We start from the raw sequence: 26,920 nt of genomic DNA on the forward strand, positions 1-26,920 counted from the left end.
GGGAGGGTCAGAGATAGAAGCGGTCCGTCACGCCGGCGGTGCGCTGGAGGATGGCGCTCCAGCCGAGCCACAGCTCGATGCCACTCTTCGCGGTCTCCGACTCGCCCCCCAGCGCGCCGAGCGAGCCCGTGCAGCCCGCGAGCGTGCACAGCCCGGACTCCGTCAGGTGCTCCAGCAGCGCGCGAAGCGTGGGCATGCCTCGTGATTCGAAGCGGTCCGAGACGTCCGCGCGGTTCTCGAAGTAGGGCTCATCCAGCGCGCCCCGCAAGAAGCGCTCGAGTGCCCACCAGAAGAGATACACCTCCGCGCGGCGCCCCGACGCGGTCGCCGCGGCGGCGATGGACAGACCCTGGTGCACCCGGTCGTAATCTCCGCTGTGCAGGAAGATGACCACCTTGGATGACGCGGGCGCGCTCATGCGGGCCTCATACCGTCCAGCAGTGTCCGCCGTCCATTGAGTCACCAGGGCGGACCGCTCGGGCCCTTTGGCTTGCGCCCGTCCCCCGGCGCTTGCTAGGAAACCCGCGAGCCATCGGGCACTTACACGCCCTGACGGGCACTTGGGACGGGCTGCTTCTCTCATGGTCGAGGACATCACAGCGCGGCGCAAAGACGCTCACCTCGACCTGTGCGCCACCGGTGACGTCGAGCCGGGCGGAAACAGCACCCTCCTGGAGCACGTCCACCTGGTCCACTGCGCCATGCCAGAGATGGCCGTGGAGGACGTGGACCTGTCCACTCCGTTTCTTGGAAAGCAGTTGCGCCACCCGCTGCTCGTCACGGGCATGACAGGCGGCACCGAGCGCGCGGGCGCGGTCAATCGTGACCTCGCATTGCTCGCTGAGCGACATGGTCTGGCGTTTGGTGTTGGAAGCCAGCGCGCCATGTCGGAAGACGTTGCGCGGGCCGCATCCTTCCAGGTGCGGCAGGTCGCGCCCACGGTGGCGTTGCTGGGCAACATCGGGCTCTATCAGGCGGTGCGGCTGGGCGTGGACGGGGTTCGGCGGTTGATGGAGGACATCGGCGCGGACGGCATCGCGTTGCACCTCAACGCGGGCCAGGAATTGACCCAGCCCGAGGGCGACCGGGACTTCCGGGGCGGCTACGACGTGGTGGGGGCGCTGGTGAAGGCCTTCGGCGACCGGCTGCTCGTGAAGGAGACCGGGTGTGGCATCGGTCCGGATGTGGCCCGGCGGCTGGTGGCGCTGGGGGTCCGGAACCTGGATGTCTCCGGCCTGGGCGGCACGTCGTGGGTTCGCGTGGAACAACTTCGGGCGACGGGCGTACAAGCTCAGGTGGGCGCGGAATTCAGCGCGTGGGGAATTCCCACGGCGGCCGCGGTGGCGACGGTGCGCGCGGCCGTGGGGCCGGAGGTTCGGCTGGTCGGCAGCGGCGGGGTGAGGACGGGGCTGGACGTGGCGAAGGTGCTCGCGCTGGGCGCGGACCTGGGCGGAATGGCGCTGCCGCTGTTCCGGGCGCAACAGGCGGGTGGGGTGGAGGCGGCGGAGCAGGCGCTGGCGGTCATCCTGTCGGGATTGCGACAGGCGCTCGTGCTCACGGGAAGCAGAAGCTGCGCTGAGCTGAGGCAGCGGCCGCGGGTGGTGACCGGAGTGTTGAAGGATTGGATTGCGGCGCTATAGCGGCCGTGTGCGTCGACGCAGGAAGAGGGAAGACTCAACATGTCTGAGACGGTGACGTCCCGGCTCTCCGGGTTCCACAAGCTGCCGATGGATGAGCGCCTCGCGCAGCTCGCTCGCATGTTGCGGCTTTCGCCCGCGGACCTGGAGCAGCTTCGCGGCACGGAGGCTTTGCAGCCGGTCCTGGCCAACCAGATGATCGAAAACGCGGTGGGAACCTTCTCCCTGCCGCTGGGGTTGGGACTCAATCTCCAGGTCAACGGGCGCGACTACCTGGTGCCCATGGCGGTGGAGGAGCCGTCGGTGGTGGCGGCGGTGTCGTTCGCCGCGAAGATCGTCCGCGAGGCGGGCGGCTTCATCGCCGAGGCCGACGAGTCGATGATGATTGGTCAGGTCCAGGTGACGCGCTACGGCGACCCGACCGAGGCCACGCAGAAGATTCTGGCGCACAAGGAGCAGCTGCTGGCCCTGGCCAACAGCTTCCATCCCGCGATGGTGGCGCGCGGTGGCGGCGCGAAGGACGTGGAGGTTCGCGTGCTGCCGGCCCCCGAGGGCCCGCGTGGCGAGCCGCTGCTCGTGGTGCACATCCTCATCGACACGCAGGAGGCGATGGGGGCCAACCTCATCAACACCGTGGCGGAGGGCGTGGCGCCGCTCGTGGAGCAGATCACCGGCGGCAAGGTGTACCTGCGCATCCTCTCCAACCTGGCGGACCGACGGCTGGCGCGCGCCACGTGCCGCATCCCCCTGGCGATGCTCGCCGACTTCGAGATGCCCGGTGAGACCATCGCCGAGGGCATCGCCCAGGCCAGCCGCTTCGCGGAGGCGGACCCGTACCGCGCGGCCACGCACAACAAGGGCGTGATGAACGGCATCGACTCGGTGGCCATCGCCACGGGGCAGGACTGGCGCGCGATTGAAGCCGGCGCGCATGCGTTCGCCTGCCGTGGCGGTCAGTACCGCCCCCTGTCGACGTGGTACCTGGAGGAAGGTCACCTGGTGGGCCGCATCGAGCTGCCCATGGCGCTGGGCCTGGTGGGCGGCCCCATCAAGGTGCACCCCGGCGTGCAGATGGCGCTGAAGCTCCTGCGCGCCTCGAGCGTGCGTGAGCTGTCCATGGTGTTCGCGGCGGTGGGGCTGGCGCAGAACTTCGCGGCGCTCCGGGCGCTGGGCAGCATTGGCATCCAGAAGGGCCACATGGCGCTGCACGCGCGCTGCGTGGCGGTGACGGCGGGCGCGCGCGGTGACTGGGTGGAGAAGCTCGCGGACCTGCTGGTGAAGGCGGGTCACGTGAAGGTGGAGAAGGCCCGGGAGATTCTCGCCAGCCTGTCCGCCGAGGACGCCGCTGCCGCCACTGGCACGACACTCTGAGCGCCGTGGCCACCCAGTCCTCCCTGTCCACGTTCGGCGCCGGCAAGGTCATCCTGCTGGGCGAGCACAGCGTCGTGTACGGCCATCCCGCGCTGGCGGGTCCGCTGTCGCAAGGCGTGAAGGCTCGCGGCGTGCCGTCCAAGAAGTGTCAGCTCTCCCTACCGTCCACGCTGAGCCGGGGACAGCGGGCGCTGCTCACCCTGGCCTTCGCGCGCGCGGCGAAGCTGGTGGGCGAGCCTCCGGTGAAGGTGTCGTTGGACCCGGAGCTGCCGCTGTCCGTGGGGCTGGGCAGCTCCGCCGCGCTGTCCGTGGCGTGCGCGCGGCTGTTGCTGCTGGCGGCGGGCAAGGAGGCCACGCCGCGAGAGGCCGCGCGGGTGGCGTGGGAGATGGAGCAGGAGTTCCACGGCACGCCTTCCGGGGTGGACCACACCACCAGCGCGGAGGAGCGGCTGTTGCTCTATCGCCGGACGCCCAACGCGGCGGCGGTGGGGCGCGGCAGGACGGTGGAGAGTCCCCGTCCGCTCAAGGTGGTGGTGGCGCTGGCGGGTGAGCGCAGTCCCACGAAGAAGACGGTGGCGGCGCTGCGGGAGCGGCAGGCGCGGTGGCCCGAGCGCTACCGGCGGCTCTTCACGGAGATGGGGCGGCTGGCGTCGGAAGGCGCGAAGGCGGTGGAAGCCGGAGACTTGGAGGCGCTGGGTGACGCGATGAACGTCAACCAGGGCCTGCTGGCGGCGCTGGGCCTGTCCTCGCCGCCGCTGGAAGAGATGGTGTATCGACTGCGTGGCCTGGGGGCGCTGGGCGCCAAGCTCACCGGAGCGGGTGGGGATGGTGGGGCCGTGGTCGGTCTGTTCCTCGAACCGGAGGCCGCGGTGGTCCAGCTCACCCGACTCGGTGTGCGCTGCTTCAGCAGCCAGCTCGCGGGTCCGCGAGCGCCGTGAGTGTTCCCATGAAAGCCACAGCCCTGGCGCATCCCAACATCGCCCTCGTCAAGTACTGGGGGAAGCGGGACGACGCGCTCATCCTTCCGCACCAGTCCAGCCTGTCGCTGACGCTGTCGCCCCTGTCGGTGACGACGACGGTGGAGTTCGGCGTCCCGACTGACACGGTGGAGATCAACGGCCACACGTCCAAGGGCAGCGAGCGCGAGCGCGTGTTGCGCCTGCTGGAGTCGGTGCGCGCCCAGACGAAGGACGCGCTGGGGCCGGCGAAGGTCGTCTCGCGCGGAGATTTCCCCATGGCGGCGGGGCTCGCGAGCAGCGCCGCGGGCTTCGCGGCGCTCGCTGTCGCGGGACGCGCGGCTGCGGGCCTGCCGTCCGACGCGAGGGCGGCGAGCATCCTGGCGCGGCTGGGCAGCGGCTCCGCGTGTCGCAGCGTGGAGGGTGGCTTCTGCGAGTGGCAGCGCGGCGAGCGCCCGGACGGAGACGACAGCTTCGCGGTGCAGCGCTTCGACGCGGCGCACTGGCCGGACCTGCGCATGGTGGTGGCGGTGCTGGACCGGGGCGAGAAGGACGTGAAGTCGCGCGACGGGATGAAGCAGACGGTGGAGACCAGCCCGTACTACCCGGCCTGGGTGCGTGACGCGGAAGAGGAAGTGCCGCGTGCCCGCGCGCACATCGCCCGGAGGGACTTGCAGGCGCTGGGGGAGCTGTGTGAGCGCAACGCGTGGCGGATGCATTCCACGTCGCTCGCGGCCGACCCGCCGCTCTGCTACCTGAACGCGGGGACGCTGGGCCTCATCCAGCACCTGCGCGAGCACCGCAAGAAGGGCATCCCCGTCTGGTTCACGTTGGACGCGGGCCCCAACCCGGTGCTGCTGACGGACGCGGCGAACGAAGTCGCGGCGGAGGCGCTGGCCCGCGCATGTGGCGCGCTGGACGTGATTCGCTGCGTGCCGGGCGGGGACGCGGTGCTCAAGCAGGAGCACCTGTTCTGATGGAGCGCGCCCTCTCCGCACCGGGCAAGCTGTTCGTCTCCGGCGAGTACGCGGTGCTGTGGGGCGGGGTGGCGCGAGTGGCCGCGGTGGCGCCTCGCACCGCGGCCTATGTGCGGCGGCGCGAGGATGCGCGCGTGCATGTCTGCCTGGAGGAAGGGTCGCTGGGCGGCAGCGTGACGCCTCGGGGCGTGCGCTGGGAGCGCGAGGTGCCCGCGGGCTTCTCCTTCGTGGCGCGCACGCTGGACGAGGCGCTCCGAGCGCACGGCCGCGCGAGCCAGGGCTTCGACTTCGCGGTGGCGCCCTCGGCCGTGGGGCCCAACGGGCAGAAGCTGGGCATGGGCGGCAGCGCGTGCGCGACGGTGCTGGCGGCCGAGAGCGCGCGTTATGTGCTGGAGGAGCGCTACGACGCACTGAAGCTGGCGTTGCTGGCGCACACGCAGGGGCAGGGCGGCAAGGGCAGCGGCGGGGATGTGGCGGCGAGCTTCGCGGGGGGCGTGCTGCGCTATCGGCGCTATGACGTGACGCCCCTGGTCGACGCGAGCAACGGCGGACGGCTGAGCGCGGCGCTGACGGAGTCGGCCTCCGTGGACGTGTGGCGACTGCCCGTGCCCAGGGTGTCCATGGCGTATGCCTTCACGGGTGAGAGCGCGTCCACGCGCGTGCTGATTGGCCAGGTGGAAGCGCGGCTGGAGGCGGCGGGGCGCCAGGCCTTCGTCGAGCGCTCCAACGTGGTGGGGCAGGTGATGGAAGACGGTCTCGCGGGCTGGGACTTCCGAGGCTTCTCCGAGGCCGTGAAGGCGCAGCACGCGCTGCTGTTGGAACTGGGCCCGCTGGAGACGGAGGGCATGCGCCGCGTGTTGTCCATGGCGGCGGCCTACGGCTGCGTGGGCAAGCTGTCCGGCGCGGGGGGCGGCGACGGCTGCATCCTCTTCGCACCGGACGCGGAGGCTCGCGCCGAGCTGTGCAAGGGACTGGAGTCGCGCGGCTTCCACACGCTGCTGCTGGAGGCCGAGCAGGGCGTCCGGGGTGAGACGCAGGTGGATGCGCGGCTGCGCGCCTGGGTGGACGCGCTCGTCTGAGTCACGCGACGGCCCTGGTTCTCACTCACTCACTTACGAGAGAGCCCGGGGCCTCGGCTCCCTTCAGAACATGTGGCCGAAGGTGATGTAGATGCGCTGGCGGCCGGTCTCGGTGGAGCGGGCGTAGTCCATGCGCACCACGGCGGCGCGACGGGTGAGGCGCAGGCCGCCGCCGATGCCCGGGTGCCACTCGTGCCACTTCCCGTCCGTCACGCCCGGGTGCCACACGCGCCCCAGGTCCAGGAACATCACCGCGCCCACCTTCATGCTCTTGCCGAACACCTGCATCTGCGCGGCCTGGAAGCGCAGCTCCGTGTTGCTGAACGCCTTGATGTTGCCGGAGAAGCGGTTGCGCTCGATGCCGCGCACGCTGCTCATCCCGCCGATGCCCTCCGACACATTCACGCCGCCCGTGTTGCTCCACTCGAAGAACGGCACGTCGCCGAAGAGCATGTCCAGCGTGAGCCGCTGCGCCAGCGTCAGCCGTGACGACAGCCGCAGGTATCGCCGCTCGCTCAAGGTGATGCCCACGTACTGATAGCGGCTGCCCGTCGCCTGGCCGGACACGCGCAGCGCCAGCTCCTCCACGCCCCCCTCCAGCGGGTCCGTCTCGTCGTCGCGTGTGTCCCACAGCGCGCCCACGAGGAGCTGACCGGTGGAGCCACCCTCGATGCCGATGGGCTGCTGCTGCGTCAGCATGGACTGGTCTTCCGCGCTCACGCTCGTGTTGCGCCACGCGTAGCCCACGTAGGACTGGAGTGGATGCGTGGGACCGAAGGGCCGGCCACGAAGGCGCAGCCACGCGCCGGGCGAACCCTTGTCGAACGTGAAGCGCTCGTTGTCCAGGTCACCCTTGAAGTCCGGCGCCGACTGGTTGCCCGCGCCGAAGAAGGGGCTGCGCAGCTCCCTGCGGTACTCGAGCCCGGCCTCCAGGCGAAGCGGTCCGATGAGGCGCGGCCCGTCGTAGCGCAGGTAGTGGCTCTGCACGCCTCGGCTGCTGAAGAGCACCTGCGCACCGATGCCGTGTGCATACGGCGTCTTGCCGGGGCCGTACAGGTAGATGCCGCCCACCGCGCCGTAGCTGATGCCGTGGTCCGAACTGAACGTCATCATCGGCAGCGCGATGATGTCCGAGCCGGAGTCCGTCTTCGCGGGAGCCAGCCCAGGCGCCGGCCGGGCAGGCGGCGTCACCGGAGCGGCACTCAGGAGGGCGAGGAGGACAGCGGGAATGATCATGGGGACCGTGGTGACGCCTCTCTGAGTCGGATCCATCCCGACTGAAGGACGGCGCTACCTGCCCGCCTGCTTTCCAGGAGGGCTGCCTTCGACTGAAGGCGGCCGTCCCCCCAAGTGCTCATTTTGCCTGCCGAAGGAGGGGAGGCGTCAACGTGAGTGGAGTCATTACCCCAGCTTCATGGATGTGGGCCCACGGACTTGCGCGGAGGGTGCGCTCGAAAGTTCCGCCCGCAGCGGCGCATCGGCGCCGGAACCTCTTGATTGTCCATTTAGACGGGGTGCCGAAGGCCCTGCTGGATGAGGCGATTGTCGCCGGGAAGATGCCGTTCTTCTCACGACTCATCCGCTCGGGGGCGTTTCATCTGGAGGACGCCTTCTGGGGCGCGCCCACCTCCACGCCCTACTTCCAGGCGGGCTTGCTGTACGGCATGCGCGAGTCGAACCTGCCTGCCTACTCCTGGTACGACCGGGAGCTGGGTCGCAAGGTGCAGATGAACGTGCCCGCGGACGCGCTGGAAATCGATCAACGGTTGCGAGGCGCGGGGCGCGACAGCCTGCTGGATGGCGGTGGCCACGGGTACTTCTCGCTGTTTCGCGCGGGCGCGGACAACGCGCTGAGCATGAGCACGCTGGGCAGCTTCAAGCTGATGTCGCGCTCGCTCTCCTACGAGCTGATGGGTTTGTCGGCCGGTCGCACGCGGGGCGCGTGGGACTTCCTGCGCTCGTTCGGAATGGATACGTGGCAGTCGGCGCGCGAGGTGGTCCGCTGGTCTCGCGCCCTCCACGACTGGCGCCACGAGCAGTCCTTCCTGCTCAGTCGCGTGCTCTTCCAGCGCCTGGGCTGGAGCTTCGCGCACACCAAGGCCCTGGTGGACATGGTGCGCGGCGTGCCCGCCATCTACCTCGTCTTCGGCAACTACGACGAGGTGGCCCACCGCCGCGGGCCCCGCTCGGAGATCGCGCTGGCGGAGCTGCACCGGGTGGATGCGTACCTCTCGGAGCTCTACGCCATGGCGCGCTCGGTGGAGCGCCCCTACGACGTCGTCATCCTCTCGGACCACGGACACGTGGACAGCCTGCCGCTGGAGCAGCGCCAGGGCGTTCGACTGGAGTCCATGTTGTTCGAGGGCGCTCACGTCCCGCTGTCCGACGACGTGGCGCGGGGCCTGTGTGAGGGACGTTCTCTGCCCGAGCCGGACACCGTCGCGCGCGCGCCTTTCAAGCCCGTCGTCGTCGAGTGCGGCAACTTCGCCCATGTCTATCTCTCCGGCGAGAGCGAGCCGCTGGAGGCGAGGACGCTGCTGGCGCGGCATCCGGAGGTGTTGGCGCGCGCCACGCGGAGCCCGGACATCGGCATCGTCGCGATGCGCCGGGGGAACTCCGCGGTGGCCGTGGTGCGCGGTGGCGTCTACGGCCCGGATGAAATGGAGCGCGCGCCCCTGGCACCCGAGTACAGCCGCCGCGCCGTGGCGGACTTCCTCAGGGGCCTGCCGGCGATGAAGACGGCGGGAGACCTGGTCCTCTTCGGTGAGGCGGTGCGGCGCGGAGGCACCGTGGGCTTCGCGTGGGAGTTCGGCTCGCACGGTGGGCTGACGCGCACGGAGGCCAACAGCCTGGTGTGCTGGCCCGCGGACGCGCCCGTGGACCTGTCCGGTCTGGGCCACTGCGCGGACCTGCACGAGCGGCTCGCGGAGGCCTATCTGGAGCCCGCGCTCCGACTGCGGTGGGTCCAGTGAAGCAGGACCCCGTTCGGTCCACGACGGGCAGGTGGCCCAGTCCCTCGGCTCGCGGCGTCAGCGTGCCCAAGGTGCTGCTCGCCGTGCTGGGGCTGGCGCTGTCCGTCGTCCTGCTCTCCACGGCGTTCTTCCGGTGGCACCTTCAAGGCCCGGGGCCACTGCTCGAGCCGCGCTTCCCCCTGGACGAGTTCCTGAGGGACCTGCCCGGCCACCTCGTGTGGCTGTTGCCCTTCGTGCTGCTCCAGGCCTCCATCATCCCGCTGCGCGCGGTGCAATGGCAGAGCACCTTGCGCAAGCGAGTGCCCTTCCGCGAGCGCTACCACCTGGTCGCCATTGGCGCCTTCGTCCACAACGCGCTGCCGGGGAAGCTGGGCGACATCCTCCGCTCGTTCCTCCTGTCGCGCACCGAGCGCATTCCCTTCCTGCGCTGCCTGGGCACCGTCGGCGTCTGCAAGCTGATGGAGTTCGCCGCGCTGATGTTGCTGGTGACGCTCTCCCTCTTGGGGCCCTTCGGCGCCACGCTCTCCCGCTTCCAGGGGCAGCTCAAGGTGGCGGTGTCCCTGTGCGTGGGATTGGTCGCCCTCGTCGTGCTGCTGGCCCACTGGTCCGCGCCGCTGGCGAACTCGCTGCACCGCCGTCACCGCTTCCCGCGCCTGGAGGGCCTCCTCCATCACGTCAGCGACGGCCTGGGCTCGGCGCGCTCCTTCCGGGGCATGGGCAAGGTGCTCTTCTTCTCGGTGGGCCCGGTCCTGGCGTCCGCGCTGGCGTACGGACTGGCGCTGCACGGCATTGGAATCCAGGGGGGCCTCTTCGCGGGGGCGGTGATGCTGGGGGCCATCTCCCTGGGACAGGCGCTCCCGGGTGTCCCGGCCGGCATGGGCATCTACTACTTCGTGACGAGCTGGGCAGCCCGCAGCCTGGGGGCCTCGCCGGAGGACGCGGCGGCCTTCGCCACGCTCACCCACCTGGGGACGGTGCTCAGTCAGGCGGGAGTGGGGGCCATCTCCGTCTACGTCCGGAAGATTCGAATCAGGGACTTGCGCAAGGGCGGCAGCCTGGCGCGCGAGGCGGCGCACCACGTGGCCCACGAGTCCGTCGAGCCGGCGCCACCGTGAGCGCGCGGGGGCAATCAGAGCCCTGAAAAGCGAAAAGGGGCCCTGGTTTGAAACCAGGACCCCTTCTCAACTTTGTGCCCAGGAGAGGACTCGAACCTCCATGCCCTTGCAGGCGCTAGACCCTGAATCTAGTGTGTCTACCAATTCCACCACCTGGGCAGGTGGTTCCTCGCGGCGCTGCGGCGTTGCTGCGATGGGGCGGACATATAGAAGTCCTGCCCCGCGCCGTCAAGAACTACGTAACAAGCTCACTTCTTCAGCGGCCATTTCCCCTCGGCTTCGAGGGCGCGGCGGATGACGGGGTTCTCATCCATGAACGCGGTGAGGGACTCCTCGGTGATCTCCACCGTGACGTCCTCCTGGCTGACCTCCGTCTGGCAGCTCAACCGCGAGTACGGGCGCACGTCGAACCCCATGTCCAGCCGGTCCGCCTCCGCGTCCGATTGCTCGCTCAGCGAGTCGAGGCCCTTGCGCACCCAGATGTGACAGGTGGAGCAGCCGCAGACACCGCCACAGCTATGGCCCACCTGGGCACCGCCCTGCTCGGCCGCGTCCAGGAGGATGGTCCCCGGGGGCACGTCCACGCTGACCTCGGCCAGGGGGCTCTTGAAAGTCACCTTGGGCACGTCAGTAGTCCTCCACCGACTGGCCGGCCACCACCTGGGTGATGGCCTGGTTCATCACCCGCTCGATGAAGGGGCGGCACGTCTCGTCCAGCGCGTGCACGGCCTCCTTCAGCTTCAGGTAGTCGTTGCCCTGGGCCGTCTCGCGCACCTTCGCGAGGGCCGCGTCGATGGCGGCCCGCTCGTCGCCCTGGACCAGCGCGCCGTGCTCGCGCAGCTGCCGGTCCGCCTCGGCCAGCACGCGCTCGGCGTCCACGCGCTGCTCACGCAGCTGCCGGGCCTGGATGTCGTCCTCGGCGTACTCGATGGAGTCGAGCAGCATCCGCTCGATTTCATCCTCCGTGAGGCCGTGGCTCGGCGTGACGGTGATGGACTGCGCGGCTCCGGTGCTCTGCTCCTTCGCGGAGACGGAGAGGATGCCGTCGGCGTCCACCTGGAAGCGCACTTCCACGCGCGCCATGCCCGCCGCCAGCGGAGGGATGCCGGAGAGGGTGAAGCGCGCGAGGCTGCGGTTGTCCTCCACCAGCTCGCGCTCACCCTGCACCACGTGCACGTCCAGGCCGGTCTGCCCGTCCTTGAACGTGGTGAACACCTGCGCCGCCGCCGTGGGGATGGTGGAGTTGCGCTGAATCAACTTCTCGGTGATACCGCCCATCGTCTCCAACCCGAGCGACAGCGGAATCACGTCCAGCAGCAGCACCTCGTCCTGACGGTCCTCGTTGGTGAGCAGGTCCGCCTGCACCGCCGCGCCCAGCGCCACCACCTGGTCCGGGTCGATGTCGCCCAGGGGCTCGCGGCCGAACATCTCCGCCACGAAGCGCCGCACCGCGGGCACGCGCGTGGAGCCGCCGACGAGGATGACGCCGTCCAGCTCCCCGGCCACCACGCCCGCGTCCTTCAGCGCCCGACGGCACACGAGCCCCGTCTTGTTCACCAGCGGCTGAATCCACGCGTCGAAGTCCGCGCGCTTCACCGTGTGCGACTGGCCACCCACGGTGACGGTCGCCTCGGGCGCGTCGGTGAGGGCCTCCTTCGCCTTGCGCGAGGCCGCCAGCGTCTGGGCCACGAGGGAAGGGGAGGGCTCGGTGATGCCGAGCGCCTGGAAGACTTGTGACGCGATGGCCCGGTCGAAGTCGTCGCCGCCCAGCGCGGAGTCGCCGCCGGTGGACTTCACCTCGAACACGCCGTCCACCAGCTTGAGGATGGAGATGTCGAAGGTGCCGCCGCCCAAATCGTAGACGGCGAAGGTGCCCTGGCTGCCCTTGTCGAGTCCGTACGCCAGCGCCGCCGCCGTCGGCTCGTTGAGCAGCCGCAGCACCTCCAGCCCCGCGAGCCGCCCCGCGTCCTTGGTGGCCTGGCGCTGGGCGTCGTCGAAGTACGCCGGCACGGTGATGACGGCCTGCTCCACCTTCATGGAGAAGTGGGCCTCCGCGCGGCGCTTCAGCGCACGCAGGATTTCGCCCGAGACTTCAATGGGCGTCACCGGGTTGCCGCCGGCCACGTCGAAGCGCACCACGTTGGCGCCGGGCGCGAACTTGTAGTGTCCCAGCTTGCGCGTCTCCGCGTCGTCGGGGCCGCGCCCCATGAAGCGCTTCACGGAGGAGATGGTGTCGGTGGGGTGCTCGCCAGCCAGGGCGCGCGCGCGCGCGCCGGTGACCACGCCGCCGTCCTTGCCGTAGTGAACGACGGAGGGCAGCAGGAGCGAGTCGCCCTCGTCCACCGGGACGCAGCGGGGCTTGCCCTGCGCCACCGCGGCGACGAGTGAGTGCGTGGTGCCCAGGTCGATGCCCACGGCCTGGCCCTTGGGCTTCAGCGGGTCGTGGATCTGCAGGTAGCCGTTCTTGCTCACGACAGACTTTCCTCCTCGAACGCGTCCACCTGCTCGAGGAAGCGCGTGAAGTAGCGCACCCGCCCCAGCGCGTGCGATGCCTTTCTCACCTGGGCCGGCGCTTCCTCCGCTGGCCCCCCACCTTCCAGGGCCCTGAGGACACCGGCCGCCTCGTCGAGCGCCGCCTTGCTCCGGCCCCGCACCTGGCTGCCCATGGCCTGCACGCGGGCCAGGTCCTTCTTCTCCATGGCCCCGTCGAGCGCCTCGCGCAGCTCCATGACCTCCTCGAGGAACTCCAGGGGCATGTCCTTCTGCGCGCCCGCGTCCTCGCGGTCCAGGTCCACCCCGTGCAACTTCAGGAGGTAGAAGGCGCGGCGCACCGGGTCCTTCAGCGTCTTGAAGGCCTCGTTGAGGGCAGTCGTCCCCTCCAGGGCCTTGAGGCGCTCGCGCGCGTCGGCCTGGGCCACGCGGTCCGGGTGCAGCTGGAGCGAAAGCTCGCGGTACTGCTTCTCCAGCGCGGGCACGTCCACGTCATAGGCGCGCGGCAGCCCGAAGACGTCGAAGTGGGTCCTCACTCGGTGTGCTCCATGGGGGTGTGGGGCGGACAAACGAAAGGGGCCCGGCGGCTGGCCGGACCCCGCGTGACGGTGTCCCTTCCGGAAGGGAAGGGACGGGGACTGTCCCCACTCAGACGGAGAAGCTCTCTCCGCAGCCGCAAGCGGCCTTGATGTTGGGGTTGTTCAGCTTGAAGCCGGAGGCCATGAGCGTCTGCTCGAACACCAGCTCCGTGCCAATGAGGTACAGGTAGCTCTTCGGGTCCACGAAGACGCGCACGCCGTCCCGCTCGAAAATCTTGTCGCGCTCGCGGGACTTCTCGGACCACTCCATCGAGTACTGGAGGCCCGAGCACCCGCCGCCCTTCACGGCCAACCGCAGGCCCGCCTCGGGCGTCTGCCGCTGCTCCAGCAGCTCCTTCAGCCGGGCCACGGCGCTGTCCGCCACGACGATGCCCTTGGGAGCGGGCTTGGCCACGGGCGCGGGGCCAGGCACCGGGCTCTGCGTCGTCTGCTGGGTCGCCTGTTCGCTCATGGTTTCGCCTCCTGGAGTCGTGAAGTTCGCCGTACCAACAGCCCTTAGGATGCCTGGGCCTTGCGCGCGGCGCGCTTCTTCTTGAAGTCCTCGATGGCCGCCTTGATGGCGTCCTCGGCGAGGACCGAGCAGTGGATCTTCACCGGCGGCAGCGACAGCTCCCGGGCCACGTCCTTGTTGGAGATGGTCATCGCCTGGTCCACCGTCTTGCCCTTCACCCACTCGGTGACGAGCGACGAGGAGGCGATGGCGGACCCGCAACCGAACGTCTTGAAGCGCGCGTCCTCGATGAGCCCGTCGTCGGAAATCTTCAACTGCAGGCGCATCACATCGCCGCACGCCGGAGCCCCCACGAGGCCCGTGCCCACGTTCGGGTCTTCCTTGTCCATCGTCCCGACGTTGCGGGGGTTCTCGTAGTGGTCGATGACCTTGTCGCTGTAAGCCATGCCAACTCCTTCAACGGATGCTTCTCACCAAAGGTTCCGGGGAGCAATGCCCACCGGTCGAGGGGCCATGCGCCCCGCTGATTGCCTGGAAAGACGCGCTAATGCGCCGTCCACTCGATGCTCTTGAGGTCGATGCCTTCCTTGGCCATCTCGTAGAGGGGGCTCATGTCGCGCAGCTTGCGGACCTTGTCCACGACCAGGTTGACGACGAAGTCGACCTCCTCCTCGGTGGTGAAGCGGCCCAGGCCGAAGCGGATGGAGCTGTGCGCCAGCTCCTCGTCCACGCCCAGCGCGCGCAGCACGTAGGAGGGCTCCAGCGAGGCGGACGTGCACGCGGAGCCTGACGACACCGCGACGTCCTTGATGCCCATCATCAGGGACTCGCCCTCGGCGTGAGCGAAGGAGATGTTGAGGTTGCCCGGCAGCCGGTGCTCCAGCGAGCCGTTGAGCACCGTCATGTCCAGCGCGTCGGTGAGCCCCTTCCGGAGCTTTTCGCGCAGGCGGAGGATCCGGGCGGCCTCGTCGGCCAGCTCCTCGCGGGCAAGCTGCGCCGCGTGGCCGAAGCCGACGATGGCCGCGACGTTCAGCGTGCCGGAGCGCATGCCGCGCTCATGGCCGCCACCGTCGATGAGGGGGGCGATGCGCACGCGCGGCTTGCGGCGCACGTACAGCGCGCCAATGCCCTTGGGGCCGTACATCTTGTGCGAGGTGATGGAGGCCAGGTCGACCTTCATCGACTCCACGTCGAAGGGCACCTTGCCGATGCCCTGCACCGCGTCGCAGTGGAAGAGGATGCCCTTCTTGCGGCACAGCGCGCCAATCTCCGCGACGGGCTGCACCACGCCAATCTCGTTGTTGGCGAACATGATGGAGACGAGCACCGTCTTCGGCGTCATCGCCTCCTCGAGCTTCTCCATGCTCACCCGGCCGTCCTGCTCCACGTCCAGGTACGTCACGCGCGCGCCACCGGTGGGCATCTCCGCCCACTTCTTGTAGGTCGCGTCGTTCTCCAGGTCGTGCTTCGCGGCCAGCTCCGCCACGTCCTCGGGCGACACGTCGCGCTCGGCCAGCTGCCCCAGGCGCAGGAGCTTCAGCTCGTCCAGCCGCTCCTGGCGCACGCGCTCCAGGCGCTTGCAGGTGTCCAGGATGGCCTTGTGCTCGGTCTTCAGGGTGATGATGTGGTCACCCTTCGACTTGTAGTACTCGATGACGCCCTTGATCGCGAGGTTGTCGGACTCGGTGGCGCCAGAGGTGAAGACAATCTCCTGGTCCGTCGCGCCGATGAGCTCGGCCACCTGCTGGCGGGCCTTCTTCACGGCGGCTTCGGCCTTCCAGCCGAACACGTGGTTGCGGCTGGACGCGTTGCCGAAGTCCTCGCGCAGGTACGGGAGCATCACTTCCAACACACGCGGGTCCAGCGGCGTGGTGGCGTGGTTGTCCATGTAGATCGGCAGCTTCAGCATCGCTTCCCACACCTTCCTGAAGGGGCTTACGACTGCCCCCGCACCCCGGCGCCACCCAAGGGGCGCGCTGCGGCGGGCATACACCGTCACACATGAATGTGGACCGGACTGGTCAATTATAAAATCGGGTGCCCTCGGGTCAAGCGAACATAAGGCGGACGAGAGACCTGCCGGGACTGGCCGGATGGAGGGGATGTCGGCGGTGGAACGGCTGGGCCAGGGTGGATCAGTCCCAGGTGCGCCGTCCTGGAGCGGGGTGCTCCGAAATGGCGCGGTACCCTGGCTACTGTCGCCTGTAAGCGTCTGATTTCCCGTGGGGTCCGCGCTGGCTGGGGGGCTGCAACCTGGGGGGTCCATCAGGAGGCAGGCATGAGCGCGAACGCGAAGCAGACGGCCCGGTCGAGGGAGCAGGCGGAGTCCACGGAAGCCGGTCGGACGCAGCTGGTCCGGGTGGAGGGAGGCTCCGGGGGGATGGAGCGCAACCGGTACTCGGACGGCTGGCGCGCGGGGAAGCCGGCGGAGGACCCGGAGAAGGTGAAGCGCTGGGGCCTCATCACCGCGCGGCCCAGCGAGTTCCTCGTCCACATGCGTCGAGGCCGCGTGCGCGAGGTCAGCGGTCAGGGTGCGAGCTGCTTCAAGCTGCCGGGTGACTCGGTGGCGATTGTGCCCACCAGCATCCAGCGGCTCCAGTTCACCGCGGACCAGGTGACGAGCGAGAAGGTGGGCGTGCAGGTGACGGGCCTCGCGGTGTACCGAATCGCCGACCCGCTGGTGGCCTTCCGCATGCTCAACTTCTCCTTTCCGGAGCGGGCGCAGGAGAAGCTGGCGGAACTCTTGCGGGAGATGTTCGTCGGCGCGGCGCGGCGCCTCGTCGCCAACCTCTCCATCGAGGAGTGCCTGTCGCGGCGCAAGGAGGGCATCGCCGCGGAGCTGATGCGCGAAATCGGGCCCGTGCTCGCGGGCCGGGGTCGGCTGGAAGACTCGGTGGACGCGGGCTGGGGTGTGCTGCTGGACACGATTGAAATCCAGGACGTGCGCGTCCTGTCGTCCACCGTCTTCGAGAACATGCAGGCGCGCTTCCGTCGCGAGCAGGAGCGGCAGGCGCGCGAAGCGGAGCTGGCCAAGGAGCGCTTCGTCCACCGCGAGGAGACGGAGGCCGAGCGGCAATTGAACCTCCAGCGCCTGGAGGCCGAGGACGAGGTCCGCCAGCGCAAGCAGACGGCGGACGAACAATCCCAGCTGGAGACGCTGTCGGTGGCCGCGCGCGTGGCCGAGGCGAAGCTGGCCCAGGAGCGCACGCTGAAGCAGGAGCAGGTCACCGTGGAGCGCGAGGTGGCGCTCACCAAGCTGGCCGCCGAGCAGGAGGTCCGACAGAAGAAGCAGGTCTCCGACGAGCAGGCCAAACTGGAGACGCTCAACGCCGAGGCGCGACTGGCGGAGGCGAAGATTGTCTCCGAGCGGGCGCTCGCGACGAGCCGCGCGCAGGTGGACATGGAGAAGCTGGCGCGCGAGCAGGAAACCGAGGTGGCGCGCGCGCGCATCGCCCTGGAAACGCTCAAGCGCGAGCAGGACGCGGACGTGGGCCGCGCGAAGCTGGAGCTGGAGAAGCAGAAGCTGGCGCAGGAGGCCGAGGCCGCGCAGGCGAAGTTCGAGCTGGTGCGCCTGCAGCGGGAACAGGAAGCGGAGCACGCCCGCGCGCAGATGGAGCTGGAGCGCCTGCGCCGCGAGGAGGAACAGGAGAACGCCCGCGCGCAGATGGAGCTGGAGCGGCTGCGCCGCGAACAGGAACAGACGGCGGCGAGGCACGAGGGACAACTGGCCGAGCAACTCCAGGAAGTGGAGAAGCTCAAGGCCCAGCTCCAGGTGGTGCAGTCCCGGCGCTCCATCGCCGAGGCGGAGGTCGCCATCGCCGAACTGGAGGTGCGACGGGAGAACGCGCGCCAGGGGCTGGAGCTGTCGCGAGCCCGCGCGCTGCGCGACATCGAGAACACCATCAGTCCGGAGGTCATCCAGATGACGCTCGCGCAGCAGCTCCCGCTGGTGGCGGCGGCCTTCCAGCAGAAAATGGGCGAGGTTCACGTCACGGCGGTGGATGGAGCGAATCCCTTTGGTTACATCGCCGCCGCGGTGGAGGGCGTCATGGGGCTGGCGCGCTCCGCGGGCTTGAAGGTGCCCGCTTCCTCGCTTGCCCCCACGGCGCAGTAGCCCGCTGACCGGGGCCTGCGTATACAAGGCAGGCCCTTTCGGGAAGACGGAGTGAAGCGCGCATGAATGCCAAGAAGCTGGGATTGATGGCCGTGCTGGCCGGCGTGGCGGTGGCCGTGGTGCCGTGGCTGCTGCCCACCGGGCCGAGCACGGAGCTCGACGCGGCGCGTTTCCTCGAATCCGGCAGCCTCTTCGTGGGCGCGGCCGTCGTCTTCGGCGGCGGTCTGCTCACCGCGCTGACGCCCTGCGTCTACCCGCTCATCCCGATTACGGTGTCCGTCTTCGGCGCCCGCAAGGCGGACAGCCGGGGCAAGGCGCTGCTGCTCACCACGTCCTACATCGTCGGCATGGGGGTGGTGTTCAGCGCGCTGGGCATCCTCGCGGCGAAGACGGGGCAGGCGTTCGGTTCGATGCTGGGGCACCCGGCGGTGGTGACGGGGCTGGCGGTGTTCCTGCTGCTGCTCGCCTCGTCCATGTTCGGCGCGTTCGAGCTGGCGCTGCCGTCGAGCCTCCAGACGCGGCTGAACTCGGTGGGCGGCGCGGGCGTGGCGGGCGCGTTCCTGATGGGCAGCGTGTCCGGGTTCCTGGCGGCGCCGTGCACGGGTCCGGTGCTGACGGGCCTGCTGGCCTTCGTGGCGAAGACGGCGAACACGACGCTGGGCGCTTCGTTGCTGTTCATCTACGCGCTGGGCATCGGCGTGCCGTTCTTCGTCCTCGGCGTGTCCACGGTGCGGCTGCCCAAGAGCGGCGTGTGGATGGAGTGGGTGAAGAGCGTGCTGGGCATCGTCCTCGTCGCGCTGGCCTTCAGCTACCTGAAGGACGCGTCGCCCTGGGCGCGCGGCGTGGTGAAGATGCTGGGCGCGGAGCTGGGCCGGGTGCCGGGCGCGGCCGTGGCGGCCGGGCTGGCGGTGGTGGGCGTGCTGGTGGGCGCGGTGCACCGCTCCTTCAAGGAGGGCGCGCGGGAGTTCTCGTTCAAGGCGTTCGGCGTGGCGCTGGTGGTGGTGGCGCTGGTGATTCGCGGTGGCGCGCTGGATGCGGGCCCGGTGGGCGAGCTGTGGGTGCGCCTGGGTGTGGCCGAGCCGCCGCGCGCGCCGTCCTGGCAGTGGCACCACGTGATGCCCGCCAAGCACGCGACGTTCTCCGCGGATGCGTTCGAGAAGGTGCTGGCCCAGGCGAAGACGGACGGGCGCCCGGTGCTCATCGACTTCTTCGCGGACTGGTGCGCGGCCTGCAAGGAACTGGACCGCGAGACGTACCCGGCGGCCGAGGTCATCTCGCAGTCGTCCGAGGGGCAGTTCCTCACCATCAAGATTGACGCGACGAACAGCGAGGACGCGCTCGACGCGTTGATGGAGCGCTTCGGGGTGGAGGGCCTGCCGACGGTGGCCTTCGTGGCCCAGGACGGCAAGGTGCTCACGCGCCCGCGCATCACCGGCTTCCTGGAGCCCACGCCCTTCGCCGCGGAGATGCGCAAGGCGCGCTGCACCGACGGCGCGTCCTGCTGAGCCGCGTTCAGTCCCCGTCGTCCTCGTCACACGAGGCGCCGGGCCTTCGTCCCCGGCTCGCGAGCACGCGGTCGATCATCAGCTCATGCAGCGCGTAGAGGGGCCTCGCCACGTCCTCGCCTTCCAGGTACGCGAAGGCACCGGCGATGGCCTCCAGCGTGGACATGCCATCCGGATGGGGCGGTCTGCGCAGCCTGCGTGAGTCGGGTGGCGGCGGAGGCAGCATCAGGCTCGGCAGCCGGCGCAGCTCGGGCACCCGCTGCACCATGCGCTTCGCCTGACCCCAGCTCCCATCCAGGACGATGAGTCGCTTCGGAAGCGCGGCATCCGGCGCGGGCGCCTGCTGTGTCGTGGGGAACAAGAGCCACGTGGCGCCGTCGTCCTCGAGCGTCGACACATCGAAGCGCTCGCTCGGCGAGCCATACGAGACGATGCGACAGCGAGGCATCGCGAGCGCGGCCATGCGGGCCGTGTTCGTCGACTTCAGCGTCTCCTTGTGGTGACGGATGATGAGCAGCTCGGTGCGCGTGGAGATGACGGGCAGCTCGGCGCACAGGCACAACACGGTGGGCAGAAAACAGCGCGGACAGCGACCCGCGAGGTCCTCCGGAGTTCGAGACCTCATTTCCCCTGACGGTATCGCTCCATCAGCACGCGCGCCTCACGAAGCTTCTCCTCGACGTAGCGGTCATCCGCGTCCGGCTCGTAGTCGGCGTCCGGCACGTCGAGCTGGAAGATGGCGGACAGGAGGATGGGCGCCACCTCCAGCCACTCGGCCGTGCGGTTGAGCGCCGCCTGCCTCCGGCCCGCGAAGGTCTCCGGCCCGTCCTCCGGCCCGCAGCGGCAGATTCGCGCCGAGTCACCGGAAACGTCCACGTAGAGCCCCAACACCTCCGCGTCGACCTCGGCGGCGAGCGCGCACGTCGCCTCGCTCACGTACGCGGCCATGGCCTGGGCCGCGGAGCGCTCGGTGAGGGAGCGCACCAGGTACACCTGCCAACCGGCCTCGGAGAGCGCGCCCGACTCCTGGATGGGCGTCAGCTCCGCGGGGGGCGCCTGGATGCGTGACAGCAATCGCCGCACGGGTGCCTCCAGCCGCTCCAGTCGCGCGTTGGACGCGGGACAGAAGAAGAGGACGCGATACTCACGGCTGTCTGCTGCGGTTTCCATGGGCATACGGCGTCGCCAGGCGCTGCACTGCAAGCAAGAGCTTCGTTCACCCAAGAGGACCAAAGGATTCCCCGACCTTGCAAGTGGGGAGTTCGGCGGAGGGTTCAAGGCGCGGCGGACGGGAGGGGCACGCCTGACGCGGCGCCCCTTCGCTCGGAGGCGACCCAGACCCCCGCCGCCAACACCAGCAGTCCGCCCGCCACCCCCACCGGGCTGAGGGCCTCCGCGAAGACGGCCCAGCCCACCAGGGAGGCCGTGAGCGGCTCCAGATAGGTCAGGGCCCCGGCCGCCGCCGTGGGCACATGGCGCAGCCCGGCATTGAAGAGGCAGGTTCCCAGCAGGCCACACACCGCGCCCCCGGCGAGCACCTGGAGCGTGGCCCCATCCAGCGCCGGGGGCAAGGCGTCCGCCCCGGCGATGAGCAACAACACCCCCGCGGACACCGGCGCATGGAGTGACGCGACCGCCACGGGAGAATATGCCCGTGTCGCCGCTTTCGTCCCCAGGACGATGGCCGCGTAGAACAGGGCGCTCCCGGCGCCCAGCGCCGCCGTCATGCCCGCGCCGCCCGTCCCATCCGGCCGGCCGATGAGCAGCACCAGCCCCAGCAACGTCACGGGCGCGGCGACCAGGGCCCGGAAGGAGCGCCGCTCGCCCAGCACCCAGGGGGCCGCGAGCGCCAGCAGCAGGGGGGCCAGATAGTGCGTGAGCACGGCCACCGAGACGGGGCCACGCTTCATGGCGGCGAAGAAGAGGCTGATGTTGGCCGCGTCCGCCAGGCCGACGACGAGCAGGGCCGCGGTGGCTCGCTTGTCGCGCCAGGGGGCGCCGCCCAGCAGGAAGGGCACCGGCAGCGACATGGCGATGAGGGCCAAAAGCGCGTTCTGGGCCCAGGACAGGCCCGCGGGCCGGAGGAAGAGGGACCAACACCCCCAGAGGGTGGCCCCGGCCGCGACCATGGCGAAGTGCCGCACTGCTCATGACTCCTGGTGACGCCGAATCGCCCGGAGGCGCCGACGGGGCGCGCAGCCTAGGAACATCTGCCACACTCCGTCCATGGGGCCCTTGTTCGCCTACAGCCTCGTGCCCGTCCTCTCGGTGTCGCTCCTCTTGTGTTTCACCGCCGCGCTGCGCGGACGTGACGCCCGGGGCTTGACGCTGTACTGCCTGGCCACGGCCTTCTGGAGCGGCTCGTTGCTCTTGATGTGCGTGCCCCAGGGCGCGTGGCTGGGGTCGCGCTTCGCCGCCAGCGGTGCCTTCACCGCCGCCGCGTACCTCCACGTCGCGTACGACGTCACCCGGCAGCGCTCCTACCGGCAGGTGGTGCTGGCCTACTTCGTGGCGGCGGTCGTCACCATCGTGGGCGCGCTCTTTCCGGATGCGCTGTACGGGCCGCTGGCGATGAAGCGGGGGCCGTTGTTCTGGCCCGTCATCGGGCTGTCGGTTTCCGCGGCCGTGGTGCCGCTGCTGCATCTGGCCCGCTCGTATCCGCGCGAGACGCCGGAGCGACGGCCGCTGTTGCGCAGCCTGGGCATCGTCGGCGCGCTGGCGTACTCGGGCGGGCTGGGCACGGCGCTGCTCCTGTCGGGTGGCTACGCGCTGCCCTTCGGGCTGTACGGGGTGCTGGCCTCGCTGCTGGTGCTGGTGCACGTGGTCAACGCGCATCAGCCTCCCGGGGAGCGAAGGCTCCTGGAGCGCAGCCTCGTCTACTCGGCGATGGCGGCGGTGCTGTCGGCGGGCTTCCTCTTCGGCGTGTTGACGCTGATGGCGGGCAGCGGGCAGCCCTTCCTGCGCGAGTACCGGGTGGGCGCCTTCTTCCTGCTGGCGCTGGCGGCGCTCGCCTTCGAGCCCCTGCGGCAGGGGCTCCAGGAATGGCTGGGGCGCCGGTTCCTGAAGGGTCGGGCCACCGGCACCGAGCTGGTGGCGGCCCTGGCCGAGCAGGAGACCCGCGCGGACCAGGCGGCGCGACTGGCGGAGCTGGGCCAGTTCACCTCCGCCGTGGCCCACGAGGTGCGAAACCCGCTGGGCGTGCTCGCCGCGCACCTGAAGCTCCTGGAGCGCCAGGGCGTGGATGCGGACTCGGTCGCCGCCATGCGTGAGCAGATCTCCCGCGCCGGGCACTTCGTGGACGAGCTGCTGCGATATGGCCGGCCCCGGCCGCTGGAGCTGCGCCGGGTGGACATCCAGGCCACCGTGGAGCTGGCGTATTCCACCGCGCGACAGGGATTGGGAACGCTGGCGCCGGACGTGGCCTTCGAACTCGCGGACAGCGGACCCCTGGCGCTGGAAGCCGACCAATCCCAGCTCTCGCAAGTGTTTGTGATTGTCCTGGAGAATGCCTTGCTCGCGCTGCGCGAGACTCCCGCGCCACGCCTTCGCGTGCGCTGCGAGCGTTCCGAGGCGACCCTCCAGGTCATCGTCGAGGACAGTGGCCAAGGCATCCCTCCGGAGCTGCTCCCCCGGCTGTTCCAACCCTTCGTCACGGGACGTCGCCGTGAGGGACCTCGCCCGGGGACGGGCCTGGGGCTGGCCATTGCGCGGGGAATCCTGGAGCGTCACGGAGGCGCGGTGCGGGCTGGACGCTCCGAGTCCCTGGGTGGCGCGAGCTTCGTCGTGACGCTCCCTTTGACGCAGCCCGTGCCCCTGGCCGCTGCCGCCTCCTGACGTCATACTGTCTTCACGTAGACACTTTCTCCACGGGGCTTTCGGATGTCGCTCGAATGCCGTGTCTGTGAGGAAAAGAGCGTGTCGGCAATAAAGCAGACCTGACGCGTTCTCTGTTGAAAGGGAAGGAGGGGGCCATGAGAGCACGGCCGAGATTGAGGGTGGTGGAGCCTCCGTCTGGAGAACCCAGGGCGGACTTCGAGGTCTTCGCTCGCCAATTCCAACCCGCGTTGTTTGCCATTCTTAGAAAGTATTGCGTGGGCATCGAGCACGAGGTCGAAGACCTGGTGCACGATGTGTTGTTGCGTGCGCTGCTCCAGTGGGAACACCTACAGCATTGGGAGTCGTACAAGCAGCGCTTCTGGTTGGGGCGGGTGGCGGAGAATTGCTTTCTGGACCGGTGTCGGCGCCGCAAGAGCGAGGCGGACCGGCTGCGCAACCTGCTCGAACTCCATGAGGAAGCGGAGCACATCGACGAGGCCGCGCAGGACGAACTGTGGTGTCACGTCGGTGAAGAGGACGTGAAGTGGGCGCTGACCTTCCTCAGCCCCAAGCTGCGATTGACATTCGAGCAGTACCTCCAAGGGATGTCCTATGCGCGCATCGCTCGAGAGACAGGCGTACCGCAGGGGACGGTGGGCGCGCGCCTGCATCACGCTCGACTGGAGCTTCGAGAACTGCTGCGTGAGACGGCCGAGCGTCGACGCCGGGAGCGGGGACGATGACGGTCGACTGCAAGGACCTGCCTCGATTCCTCGATGGCCAGATGAACGCGGCGGAGCAGTGCGGGTTTCGTCAGCACCTGGGCATGTGCTCGCTTTGCGAGGCTCGCTTCCGGGAGAGCCTGCAACTGGAGTTGCTGGCGCATCGGGCCTTTCCCTCGCATGCGCCTTCATCCGCGAAGCGGCCTTTCTCCACCGGGCGTTGGTTCGGCGAGAGCGGGTCTGGCTTCAAGGTCCTCGTCGCGTGTCTCGCGGTGTTGTTGTTCTTCCCGAGCGCCGGCCACTGGGGCGGCGAAGACCTGTCCTGGCTCGTCAAGGACGGCCCGCGCACGCTGGAGGCGCGGGTGACGTATCGCGCGGTGGATGCGCGCTACCAGCCCTATGTCCCGGACCGGAGCGGGGCCTGGTCACGTCCCGCCGTGCCCTCGCTGCCGCTGCAGGAGCTGTCGAGGATGGAGGCGCGGGGAGACCTGCACGGCATCGCCACCGCGTACCTGCTTCACGGTGCGCCCCGACAGGCCCTGGCCTTCCTGAAGCGGCTGCCTCCCTCGGTGGACAGGGACTGTGACCTGGCGCTCCTGGCGCTGGAGCAGGCGCGACAGGGCGGGCCGCTCGACACGCGCCACGCGCACCTGGAAGAGGCACTGGAGCTGCTGGCGGGCGTGCTGCGCGTCTCACCGAGACATCCCCAGGCCCTGTGGAACAGGGCGCTGACGCTGGCGGAGCTGGGGCTGACGCTCCAGGCGGCGGACTCGTTCGGAGAGGTCGCGAAGCTGGGAGAGGTGGGCTGGAGCGAGGAGGCCTCGGCCCGGGAACGGGCCCTGCGCGAGTCCACGCTCTGGCGCGGTCGAGCCTGGAAGGACGCCTTCGCCGCGACGCGGGACTTGCTGACGGATGCGTCCGCGCCGCTGCCCCTGGTGGCGGTGAGGGACCATCCGGGCATCCTCCGACTGGCCTTCTACGACGCGGTGCGAGCGGCACCCCGGCGACAGGATGTGCTGCGGTTGCTTCCACTGGCCCGGGCACTGGACGAGCGCTATGGCGGAGCCGTCCTCCAGACGTGGCTGTCTCGCGTGGCGGAGCGGGACTTCACACGAAGGGGGCCTCTGGCGCGGAGGTACGCCCAACTCGTGCTGGGCGCGCTGTCGCCTTCCGGGGCGGTGATGGAGGAGCTGCGCCGCTCGGGAGAGGATGACCTCTATCTGGGCGCGCTCGTGCTCGCGGGCTCGGCGCGACAGCCGGTGGACTCGGAAGCGCTGGTGCGACTGGCGCAGGCGTCCGAGGACCCGTGGATGCGGGTGCTCGGCGAACTGGAGCTGGCTCGCGCGGACCAGCGGGACGGTCGCTGGTGGAACGCCGAGCAACGGCTGCTGGAGGCGCTGGACACCTGCCAGAAGCAGGGCCTGGTGTATCGCTGCCTGGGTCTGGAGCATGCGCTCACGGAGCTGTACCTGGACCTGCACCGCCCCGCGGACGCCTTCCAGCATGCGTGGAACGGCTGGGGCCGCGCCCAGGAGTCTCGCGAGTGGAGGTACGAGCAGTTGTTCCTCCAGGAGCTGGCGGACGTGGCGCGCTATCAACATTCCTTCACCAGCGCCCGCGCCTATCTGGAGGAGTCGCTGGTCCGCATGCCGGAGGACTGCGCCCAGCGCACGCACGTGCACAGCAACGTGGCCCTGCTGGAGTGGCAGCGCTTCCGCCCGGACGCGGCGCGCGAGTCGCTGGAGCGGGCGCTGGAATGTGAGCGACCGCTGGGGATGACAGGCGCGCGGGTGTTGTCGGAGATGGCCCGCTCCAATCCCCGGCCCCATGACGAGCATTGGTTGCGCCGTGCGCTGGCGGACCTGCGGCGGGAGGGAGGCTCGCCCGGGCGCGAGGCGTTGCTGCTCGTCTTCGAGGGTCAGTTCGCGCTGGAGCAGTCGCGAGACGCGGGCCAGGCGTTGCTCTGGAGGGGCGTGTCGATGGCGGAGCACACGCCGGACAGCGTCGATGCGCGCAAGGCGCTCGCCTTCGGCTACTCGGCCCTTCTCTCCGAGGCGGGGCGCGCCGGTGCCTGGAGTGAGGCCCTCGCGTTGATGGGCCGCGAGCTGCGCGTCGAGTCCGTCCCCGCGAGCTGCCTGCTGGTGGTGTCGCTTCAGCACGAGCGCACCCTGGTCCTCGCGCGCGGGCCTCAGGGCGAGCTGAAGGGCGCGTATTCCTCCGACCGTCGGGAGCCGCTGCGCGACGATGCCTCCGGACTGGTTCCCGCCGGGCTCGTGAAGGAGCTGACGGGCTGCGAGCACGTGGAGGTGCTCACCCGGCCGCCCGTGCACGGTCTCACCGGCCTGTTGCCGGACTCGCTGGCGTGGAGCTATCGCGTTGGGCGAGGCGCGCGGAGCCTGCCCGCGCAAGGAGGACAGTCCAGTCACCTGGTCGTCACCGAGGTGGCGAGCCCACCCGCCCTGCGGCTGCCGAAGCTGGGGGCGTTGACACCGCCGCGCGTACCGGACCCGTGGCGCGTGGAGCTTCGAGGCGCGGAGGCCACGCCGTCACGGGTGCTGCGGGAGATGGAAGACGCGTCCGAGGTCGAAATCCACACCCATGGGTTGTTCAGCGCCTCCCTGTCCGACGCGTCGATGGTGGTGCTCGCGCCGGACCCGGATGGACGCTATGCGCTGACCGCCGACAAGGTCCGTCAGACAAAGCTGAAGCATGCTCCGCTGGTGCTGCTGGCCACGTGTGGCGCGGCGAAGACGGCGCCGTTTCCGCATGAGTCCTTCAGCCTGCCCGTGGCCTTCATCTCTGCGGGCGCGAGCGCCGTGCTGGCGGCCTCCGTGGAGATTCCGGACACCGCGGGCGGCTTCTTCGAGAAGGTGCGCGAGCGCATCCGCGCGGGGGCTCGTCCGTCCGTGGCGCTGCGGGACTTGCGCGCGCTGTGGTTGCGCGAACACCCCGATGACGCGCGGTGGCTGTCCCATGTCCTTCTCTTCGAGTGAGCGCTTCGCGAGAGCGCTCCTGGTCGAGGGATGTGACGTGAGGGGTTTCCGGCAACAAGGAGGACGTCGTGCGTTCTATGGCATGAGGGCCGCCAGCGCCCCGCATCCAGCGGGGGAGCGGAA

Annotated in this window: 23 protein-coding genes and 1 tRNA gene; 12 read left to right on the forward strand and 12 right to left on the reverse strand. The window is 69.8% G+C overall.

Going from position 1 to position 26,920, the window contains the following annotated elements; translation table 11 throughout:
- Positions 1-7: 7 nt before the first annotated feature.
- On the reverse strand, positions 8-418 hold the full coding sequence (locus tag HUA74_RS04570; RefSeq protein WP_174453534.1) for a hypothetical protein: 411 nt from the start codon (positions 416-418) through the stop codon (positions 8-10).
- Positions 419-581: 163 nt separating this feature from the next.
- On the opposite strand from HUA74_RS04570, the gene fni reads away from it, so the two are divergent.
- From fni to HUA74_RS04595, 5 genes are read left to right on the forward strand one after another with little or no spacing between them, the layout of a single operon-like run.
- The gene (gene fni / locus HUA74_RS04575; RefSeq protein WP_174453535.1) at positions 582-1,640 is read left to right on the forward strand and encodes a type 2 isopentenyl-diphosphate Delta-isomerase; all 1,059 of its coding nucleotides are present in this window, start codon (positions 582-584) and stop codon (positions 1,638-1,640) included.
- A 39-nt stretch (positions 1,641-1,679) separates the two neighbouring features.
- A complete protein-coding gene (locus HUA74_RS04580) occupies positions 1,680-3,008 on the forward strand; it encodes a hydroxymethylglutaryl-CoA reductase, degradative (RefSeq protein ID WP_141644230.1) in 1,329 nt (442 codons plus the stop codon).
- Between the two features lie 5 nt (positions 3,009-3,013).
- Positions 3,014-3,946 carry a mevalonate kinase gene (gene mvk / locus HUA74_RS04585; protein WP_141644229.1) on the forward strand — a complete coding sequence of 311 codons (933 nt, stop codon included), beginning with the start codon at positions 3,014-3,016 and terminating at the stop codon, positions 3,944-3,946.
- Between the two features lie 8 nt (positions 3,947-3,954).
- Complete coding sequence (gene mvaD / locus HUA74_RS04590; RefSeq protein WP_174453536.1) at positions 3,955-4,941, forward strand: diphosphomevalonate decarboxylase; 987 nt, start codon at positions 3,955-3,957, stop codon at positions 4,939-4,941.
- Complete coding sequence (locus HUA74_RS04595) at positions 4,941-6,020, forward strand: mevalonate kinase (protein WP_141644227.1); 1,080 nt, start codon at positions 4,941-4,943, stop codon at positions 6,018-6,020. The genes mvaD and HUA74_RS04595 overlap by 1 nt, the downstream gene beginning before the upstream one ends.
- A 63-nt stretch (positions 6,021-6,083) precedes the next feature.
- On the opposite strand, the gene HUA74_RS04600 is transcribed toward HUA74_RS04595, so the two are convergent.
- Positions 6,084-7,256 carry a BamA/TamA family outer membrane protein gene (locus HUA74_RS04600; RefSeq protein WP_174453537.1) on the reverse strand — a complete coding sequence of 391 codons (1,173 nt, stop codon included), beginning with the start codon at positions 7,254-7,256 and terminating at the stop codon, positions 6,084-6,086.
- Positions 7,257-7,438: 182 nt separating this feature from the next.
- On the opposite strand from HUA74_RS04600, the gene HUA74_RS04605 reads away from it, so the two are divergent.
- Both HUA74_RS04605 and HUA74_RS04610 read left to right on the forward strand, forming a co-directional pair.
- Complete coding sequence (locus tag HUA74_RS04605) at positions 7,439-8,992, forward strand: alkaline phosphatase family protein (RefSeq protein ID WP_174453684.1); 1,554 nt, start codon at positions 7,439-7,441, stop codon at positions 8,990-8,992.
- Positions 8,993-9,063: 71 nt separating this feature from the next.
- Positions 9,064-10,107, forward strand: coding sequence for a lysylphosphatidylglycerol synthase transmembrane domain-containing protein (locus HUA74_RS04610; protein ID WP_141644238.1), 1,044 nt, complete (start codon positions 9,064-9,066; stop codon positions 10,105-10,107).
- A gap of 75 nt (positions 10,108-10,182) precedes the next feature.
- Here the strand turns inward: HUA74_RS04610 and HUA74_RS04615 are convergent.
- The 7 genes from HUA74_RS04615 to HUA74_RS04645 all read right to left on the reverse strand — a co-directional run bounded on the left by HUA74_RS04615 (position 10,183) and on the right by HUA74_RS04645 (position 15,553).
- Positions 10,183-10,266 (reverse strand) — tRNA-Leu (locus HUA74_RS04615).
- An 89-nt stretch (positions 10,267-10,355) separates the two neighbouring features.
- A complete protein-coding gene (locus HUA74_RS04620) occupies positions 10,356-10,733 on the reverse strand; it encodes a 2Fe-2S iron-sulfur cluster-binding protein (RefSeq protein ID WP_174453538.1) in 378 nt (125 codons plus the stop codon).
- A gap of 1 nt (position 10,734) precedes the next feature.
- Positions 10,735-12,579 (reverse strand): Fe-S protein assembly chaperone HscA, encoded by a 1,845-nt coding sequence (hscA, locus tag HUA74_RS04625; RefSeq protein ID WP_141644224.1) that lies wholly within the window; start codon positions 12,577-12,579, stop codon positions 10,735-10,737.
- The gene (hscB, locus tag HUA74_RS04630; protein ID WP_141644223.1) at positions 12,576-13,133 is read right to left on the reverse strand and encodes a Fe-S protein assembly co-chaperone HscB; all 558 of its coding nucleotides are present in this window, start codon (positions 13,131-13,133) and stop codon (positions 12,576-12,578) included. The genes hscA and hscB overlap by 4 nt, the downstream gene beginning before the upstream one ends.
- A 112-nt stretch (positions 13,134-13,245) precedes the next feature.
- The gene (locus tag HUA74_RS04635; protein WP_141644222.1) at positions 13,246-13,647 is read right to left on the reverse strand and encodes an iron-sulfur cluster assembly accessory protein; all 402 of its coding nucleotides are present in this window, start codon (positions 13,645-13,647) and stop codon (positions 13,246-13,248) included.
- Between the two features lie 44 nt (positions 13,648-13,691).
- Complete coding sequence (gene iscU, locus HUA74_RS04640; RefSeq protein ID WP_141644221.1) at positions 13,692-14,093, reverse strand: Fe-S cluster assembly scaffold IscU; 402 nt, start codon at positions 14,091-14,093, stop codon at positions 13,692-13,694.
- 98 nt (positions 14,094-14,191) lie between these two features.
- Positions 14,192-15,553 carry an IscS subfamily cysteine desulfurase gene (locus HUA74_RS04645; protein ID WP_254614657.1) on the reverse strand — a complete coding sequence of 454 codons (1,362 nt, stop codon included), beginning with the start codon at positions 15,551-15,553 and terminating at the stop codon, positions 14,192-14,194.
- A 372-nt stretch (positions 15,554-15,925) separates the two neighbouring features.
- Here HUA74_RS04645 and HUA74_RS04650 point away from each other — a divergent pair, with 372 nt between their 5' ends.
- Both HUA74_RS04650 and HUA74_RS04655 read left to right on the forward strand, forming a co-directional pair.
- Positions 15,926-17,761, forward strand: coding sequence for an SPFH domain-containing protein (locus HUA74_RS04650; RefSeq protein WP_174453540.1), 1,836 nt, complete (start codon positions 15,926-15,928; stop codon positions 17,759-17,761).
- Between the two features lie 62 nt (positions 17,762-17,823).
- Complete coding sequence (locus tag HUA74_RS04655; RefSeq protein ID WP_141644218.1) at positions 17,824-19,266, forward strand: protein-disulfide reductase DsbD; 1,443 nt, start codon at positions 17,824-17,826, stop codon at positions 19,264-19,266.
- 7 nt (positions 19,267-19,273) lie between these two features.
- Here HUA74_RS04655 and HUA74_RS04660 read toward each other — a convergent pair whose 3' ends face one another.
- From HUA74_RS04660 to HUA74_RS04670, 3 genes are all read right to left on the reverse strand, one after another.
- Entirely contained in the window at positions 19,274-19,891 is a 618-nt protein-coding gene (locus HUA74_RS04660) for a tRNA-uridine aminocarboxypropyltransferase (RefSeq protein WP_174453541.1), read from the reverse strand.
- Positions 19,888-20,436 carry a hypothetical protein gene (locus HUA74_RS04665; RefSeq protein ID WP_141644216.1) on the reverse strand — a complete coding sequence of 183 codons (549 nt, stop codon included), beginning with the start codon at positions 20,434-20,436 and terminating at the stop codon, positions 19,888-19,890. The genes HUA74_RS04660 and HUA74_RS04665 overlap by 4 nt, the downstream gene beginning before the upstream one ends.
- Before the next feature lie 104 nt (positions 20,437-20,540).
- A complete protein-coding gene (locus HUA74_RS04670; RefSeq protein ID WP_174453542.1) occupies positions 20,541-21,410 on the reverse strand; it encodes a DMT family transporter in 870 nt (289 codons plus the stop codon).
- 82 nt (positions 21,411-21,492) lie between these two features.
- Here HUA74_RS04670 and HUA74_RS04675 point away from each other — a divergent pair, with 82 nt between their 5' ends.
- From HUA74_RS04675 to HUA74_RS04685, 3 genes are all read left to right on the forward strand, one after another.
- Positions 21,493-23,100 (forward strand): sensor histidine kinase, encoded by a 1,608-nt coding sequence (locus tag HUA74_RS04675; RefSeq protein ID WP_174453543.1) that lies wholly within the window; start codon positions 21,493-21,495, stop codon positions 23,098-23,100.
- Positions 23,101-23,237: 137 nt separating this feature from the next.
- Positions 23,238-23,825, forward strand: a complete 588-nt coding sequence (locus HUA74_RS04680) for an RNA polymerase sigma factor (RefSeq protein WP_141644213.1) — start codon at positions 23,238-23,240, stop codon at positions 23,823-23,825.
- Positions 23,822-26,797: a CHAT domain-containing protein gene (locus HUA74_RS04685; protein ID WP_174453544.1), complete on the forward strand. Its 2,976-nt coding sequence runs from the start codon at positions 23,822-23,824 to the stop codon at positions 26,795-26,797. The genes HUA74_RS04680 and HUA74_RS04685 overlap by 4 nt, the downstream gene beginning before the upstream one ends.
- The last annotated feature ends 123 nt before the right edge of the window (positions 26,798-26,920 follow it).

The sequence above is a fragment of the Myxococcus sp. CA051A genome (assembly GCF_013336705.1).
Taxonomy (GTDB): domain Bacteria; phylum Myxococcota; class Myxococcia; order Myxococcales; family Myxococcaceae; genus Myxococcus; species Myxococcus llanfairpwllgwyngyllgogerychwyrndrobwllllantysiliogogogochensis.

Excerpts from the sequence above, each read along its gene's own strand:
- HUA74_RS04570 (WP_174453534.1), bottom strand. The coding sequence starts at position 418 with ATGAGCGCGCCCGCGTCATCCAAGGTGGTCATCTTCCTGCACAGCGGA.
- fni (WP_174453535.1), top strand. The coding sequence starts at position 582 with ATGGTCGAGGACATCACAGCGCGGCGCAAAGACGCTCACCTCGACCTG.
- HUA74_RS04580 (WP_141644230.1), top strand. The coding sequence starts at position 1,680 with ATGTCTGAGACGGTGACGTCCCGGCTCTCCGGGTTCCACAAGCTGCCG.
- mvaD (WP_174453536.1), top strand. The coding sequence starts at position 3,955 with ATGAAAGCCACAGCCCTGGCGCATCCCAACATCGCCCTCGTCAAGTAC.
- HUA74_RS04595 (WP_141644227.1), top strand. The coding sequence starts at position 4,941 with ATGGAGCGCGCCCTCTCCGCACCGGGCAAGCTGTTCGTCTCCGGCGAG.
- HUA74_RS04600 (WP_174453537.1), bottom strand. The coding sequence starts at position 7,256 with ATGATCATTCCCGCTGTCCTCCTCGCCCTCCTGAGTGCCGCTCCGGTG.
- HUA74_RS04605 (WP_174453684.1), top strand. The coding sequence starts at position 7,439 with ATGTGGGCCCACGGACTTGCGCGGAGGGTGCGCTCGAAAGTTCCGCCC.
- HUA74_RS04635 (WP_141644222.1), bottom strand. The coding sequence starts at position 13,647 with ATGAGCGAACAGGCGACCCAGCAGACGACGCAGAGCCCGGTGCCTGGC.
- iscU (WP_141644221.1), bottom strand. The coding sequence starts at position 14,093 with ATGGCTTACAGCGACAAGGTCATCGACCACTACGAGAACCCCCGCAAC.
- HUA74_RS04650 (WP_174453540.1), top strand. The coding sequence starts at position 15,926 with ATGAGCGCGAACGCGAAGCAGACGGCCCGGTCGAGGGAGCAGGCGGAG.
- HUA74_RS04655 (WP_141644218.1), top strand. The coding sequence starts at position 17,824 with ATGAATGCCAAGAAGCTGGGATTGATGGCCGTGCTGGCCGGCGTGGCG.
- HUA74_RS04660 (WP_174453541.1), bottom strand. The coding sequence starts at position 19,891 with ATGAGGTCTCGAACTCCGGAGGACCTCGCGGGTCGCTGTCCGCGCTGT.
- HUA74_RS04665 (WP_141644216.1), bottom strand. The coding sequence starts at position 20,436 with ATGGAAACCGCAGCAGACAGCCGTGAGTATCGCGTCCTCTTCTTCTGT.
- HUA74_RS04675 (WP_174453543.1), top strand. The coding sequence starts at position 21,493 with ATGGGGCCCTTGTTCGCCTACAGCCTCGTGCCCGTCCTCTCGGTGTCG.
- HUA74_RS04680 (WP_141644213.1), top strand. The coding sequence starts at position 23,238 with ATGAGAGCACGGCCGAGATTGAGGGTGGTGGAGCCTCCGTCTGGAGAA.
- HUA74_RS04685 (WP_174453544.1), top strand. The coding sequence starts at position 23,822 with ATGACGGTCGACTGCAAGGACCTGCCTCGATTCCTCGATGGCCAGATG.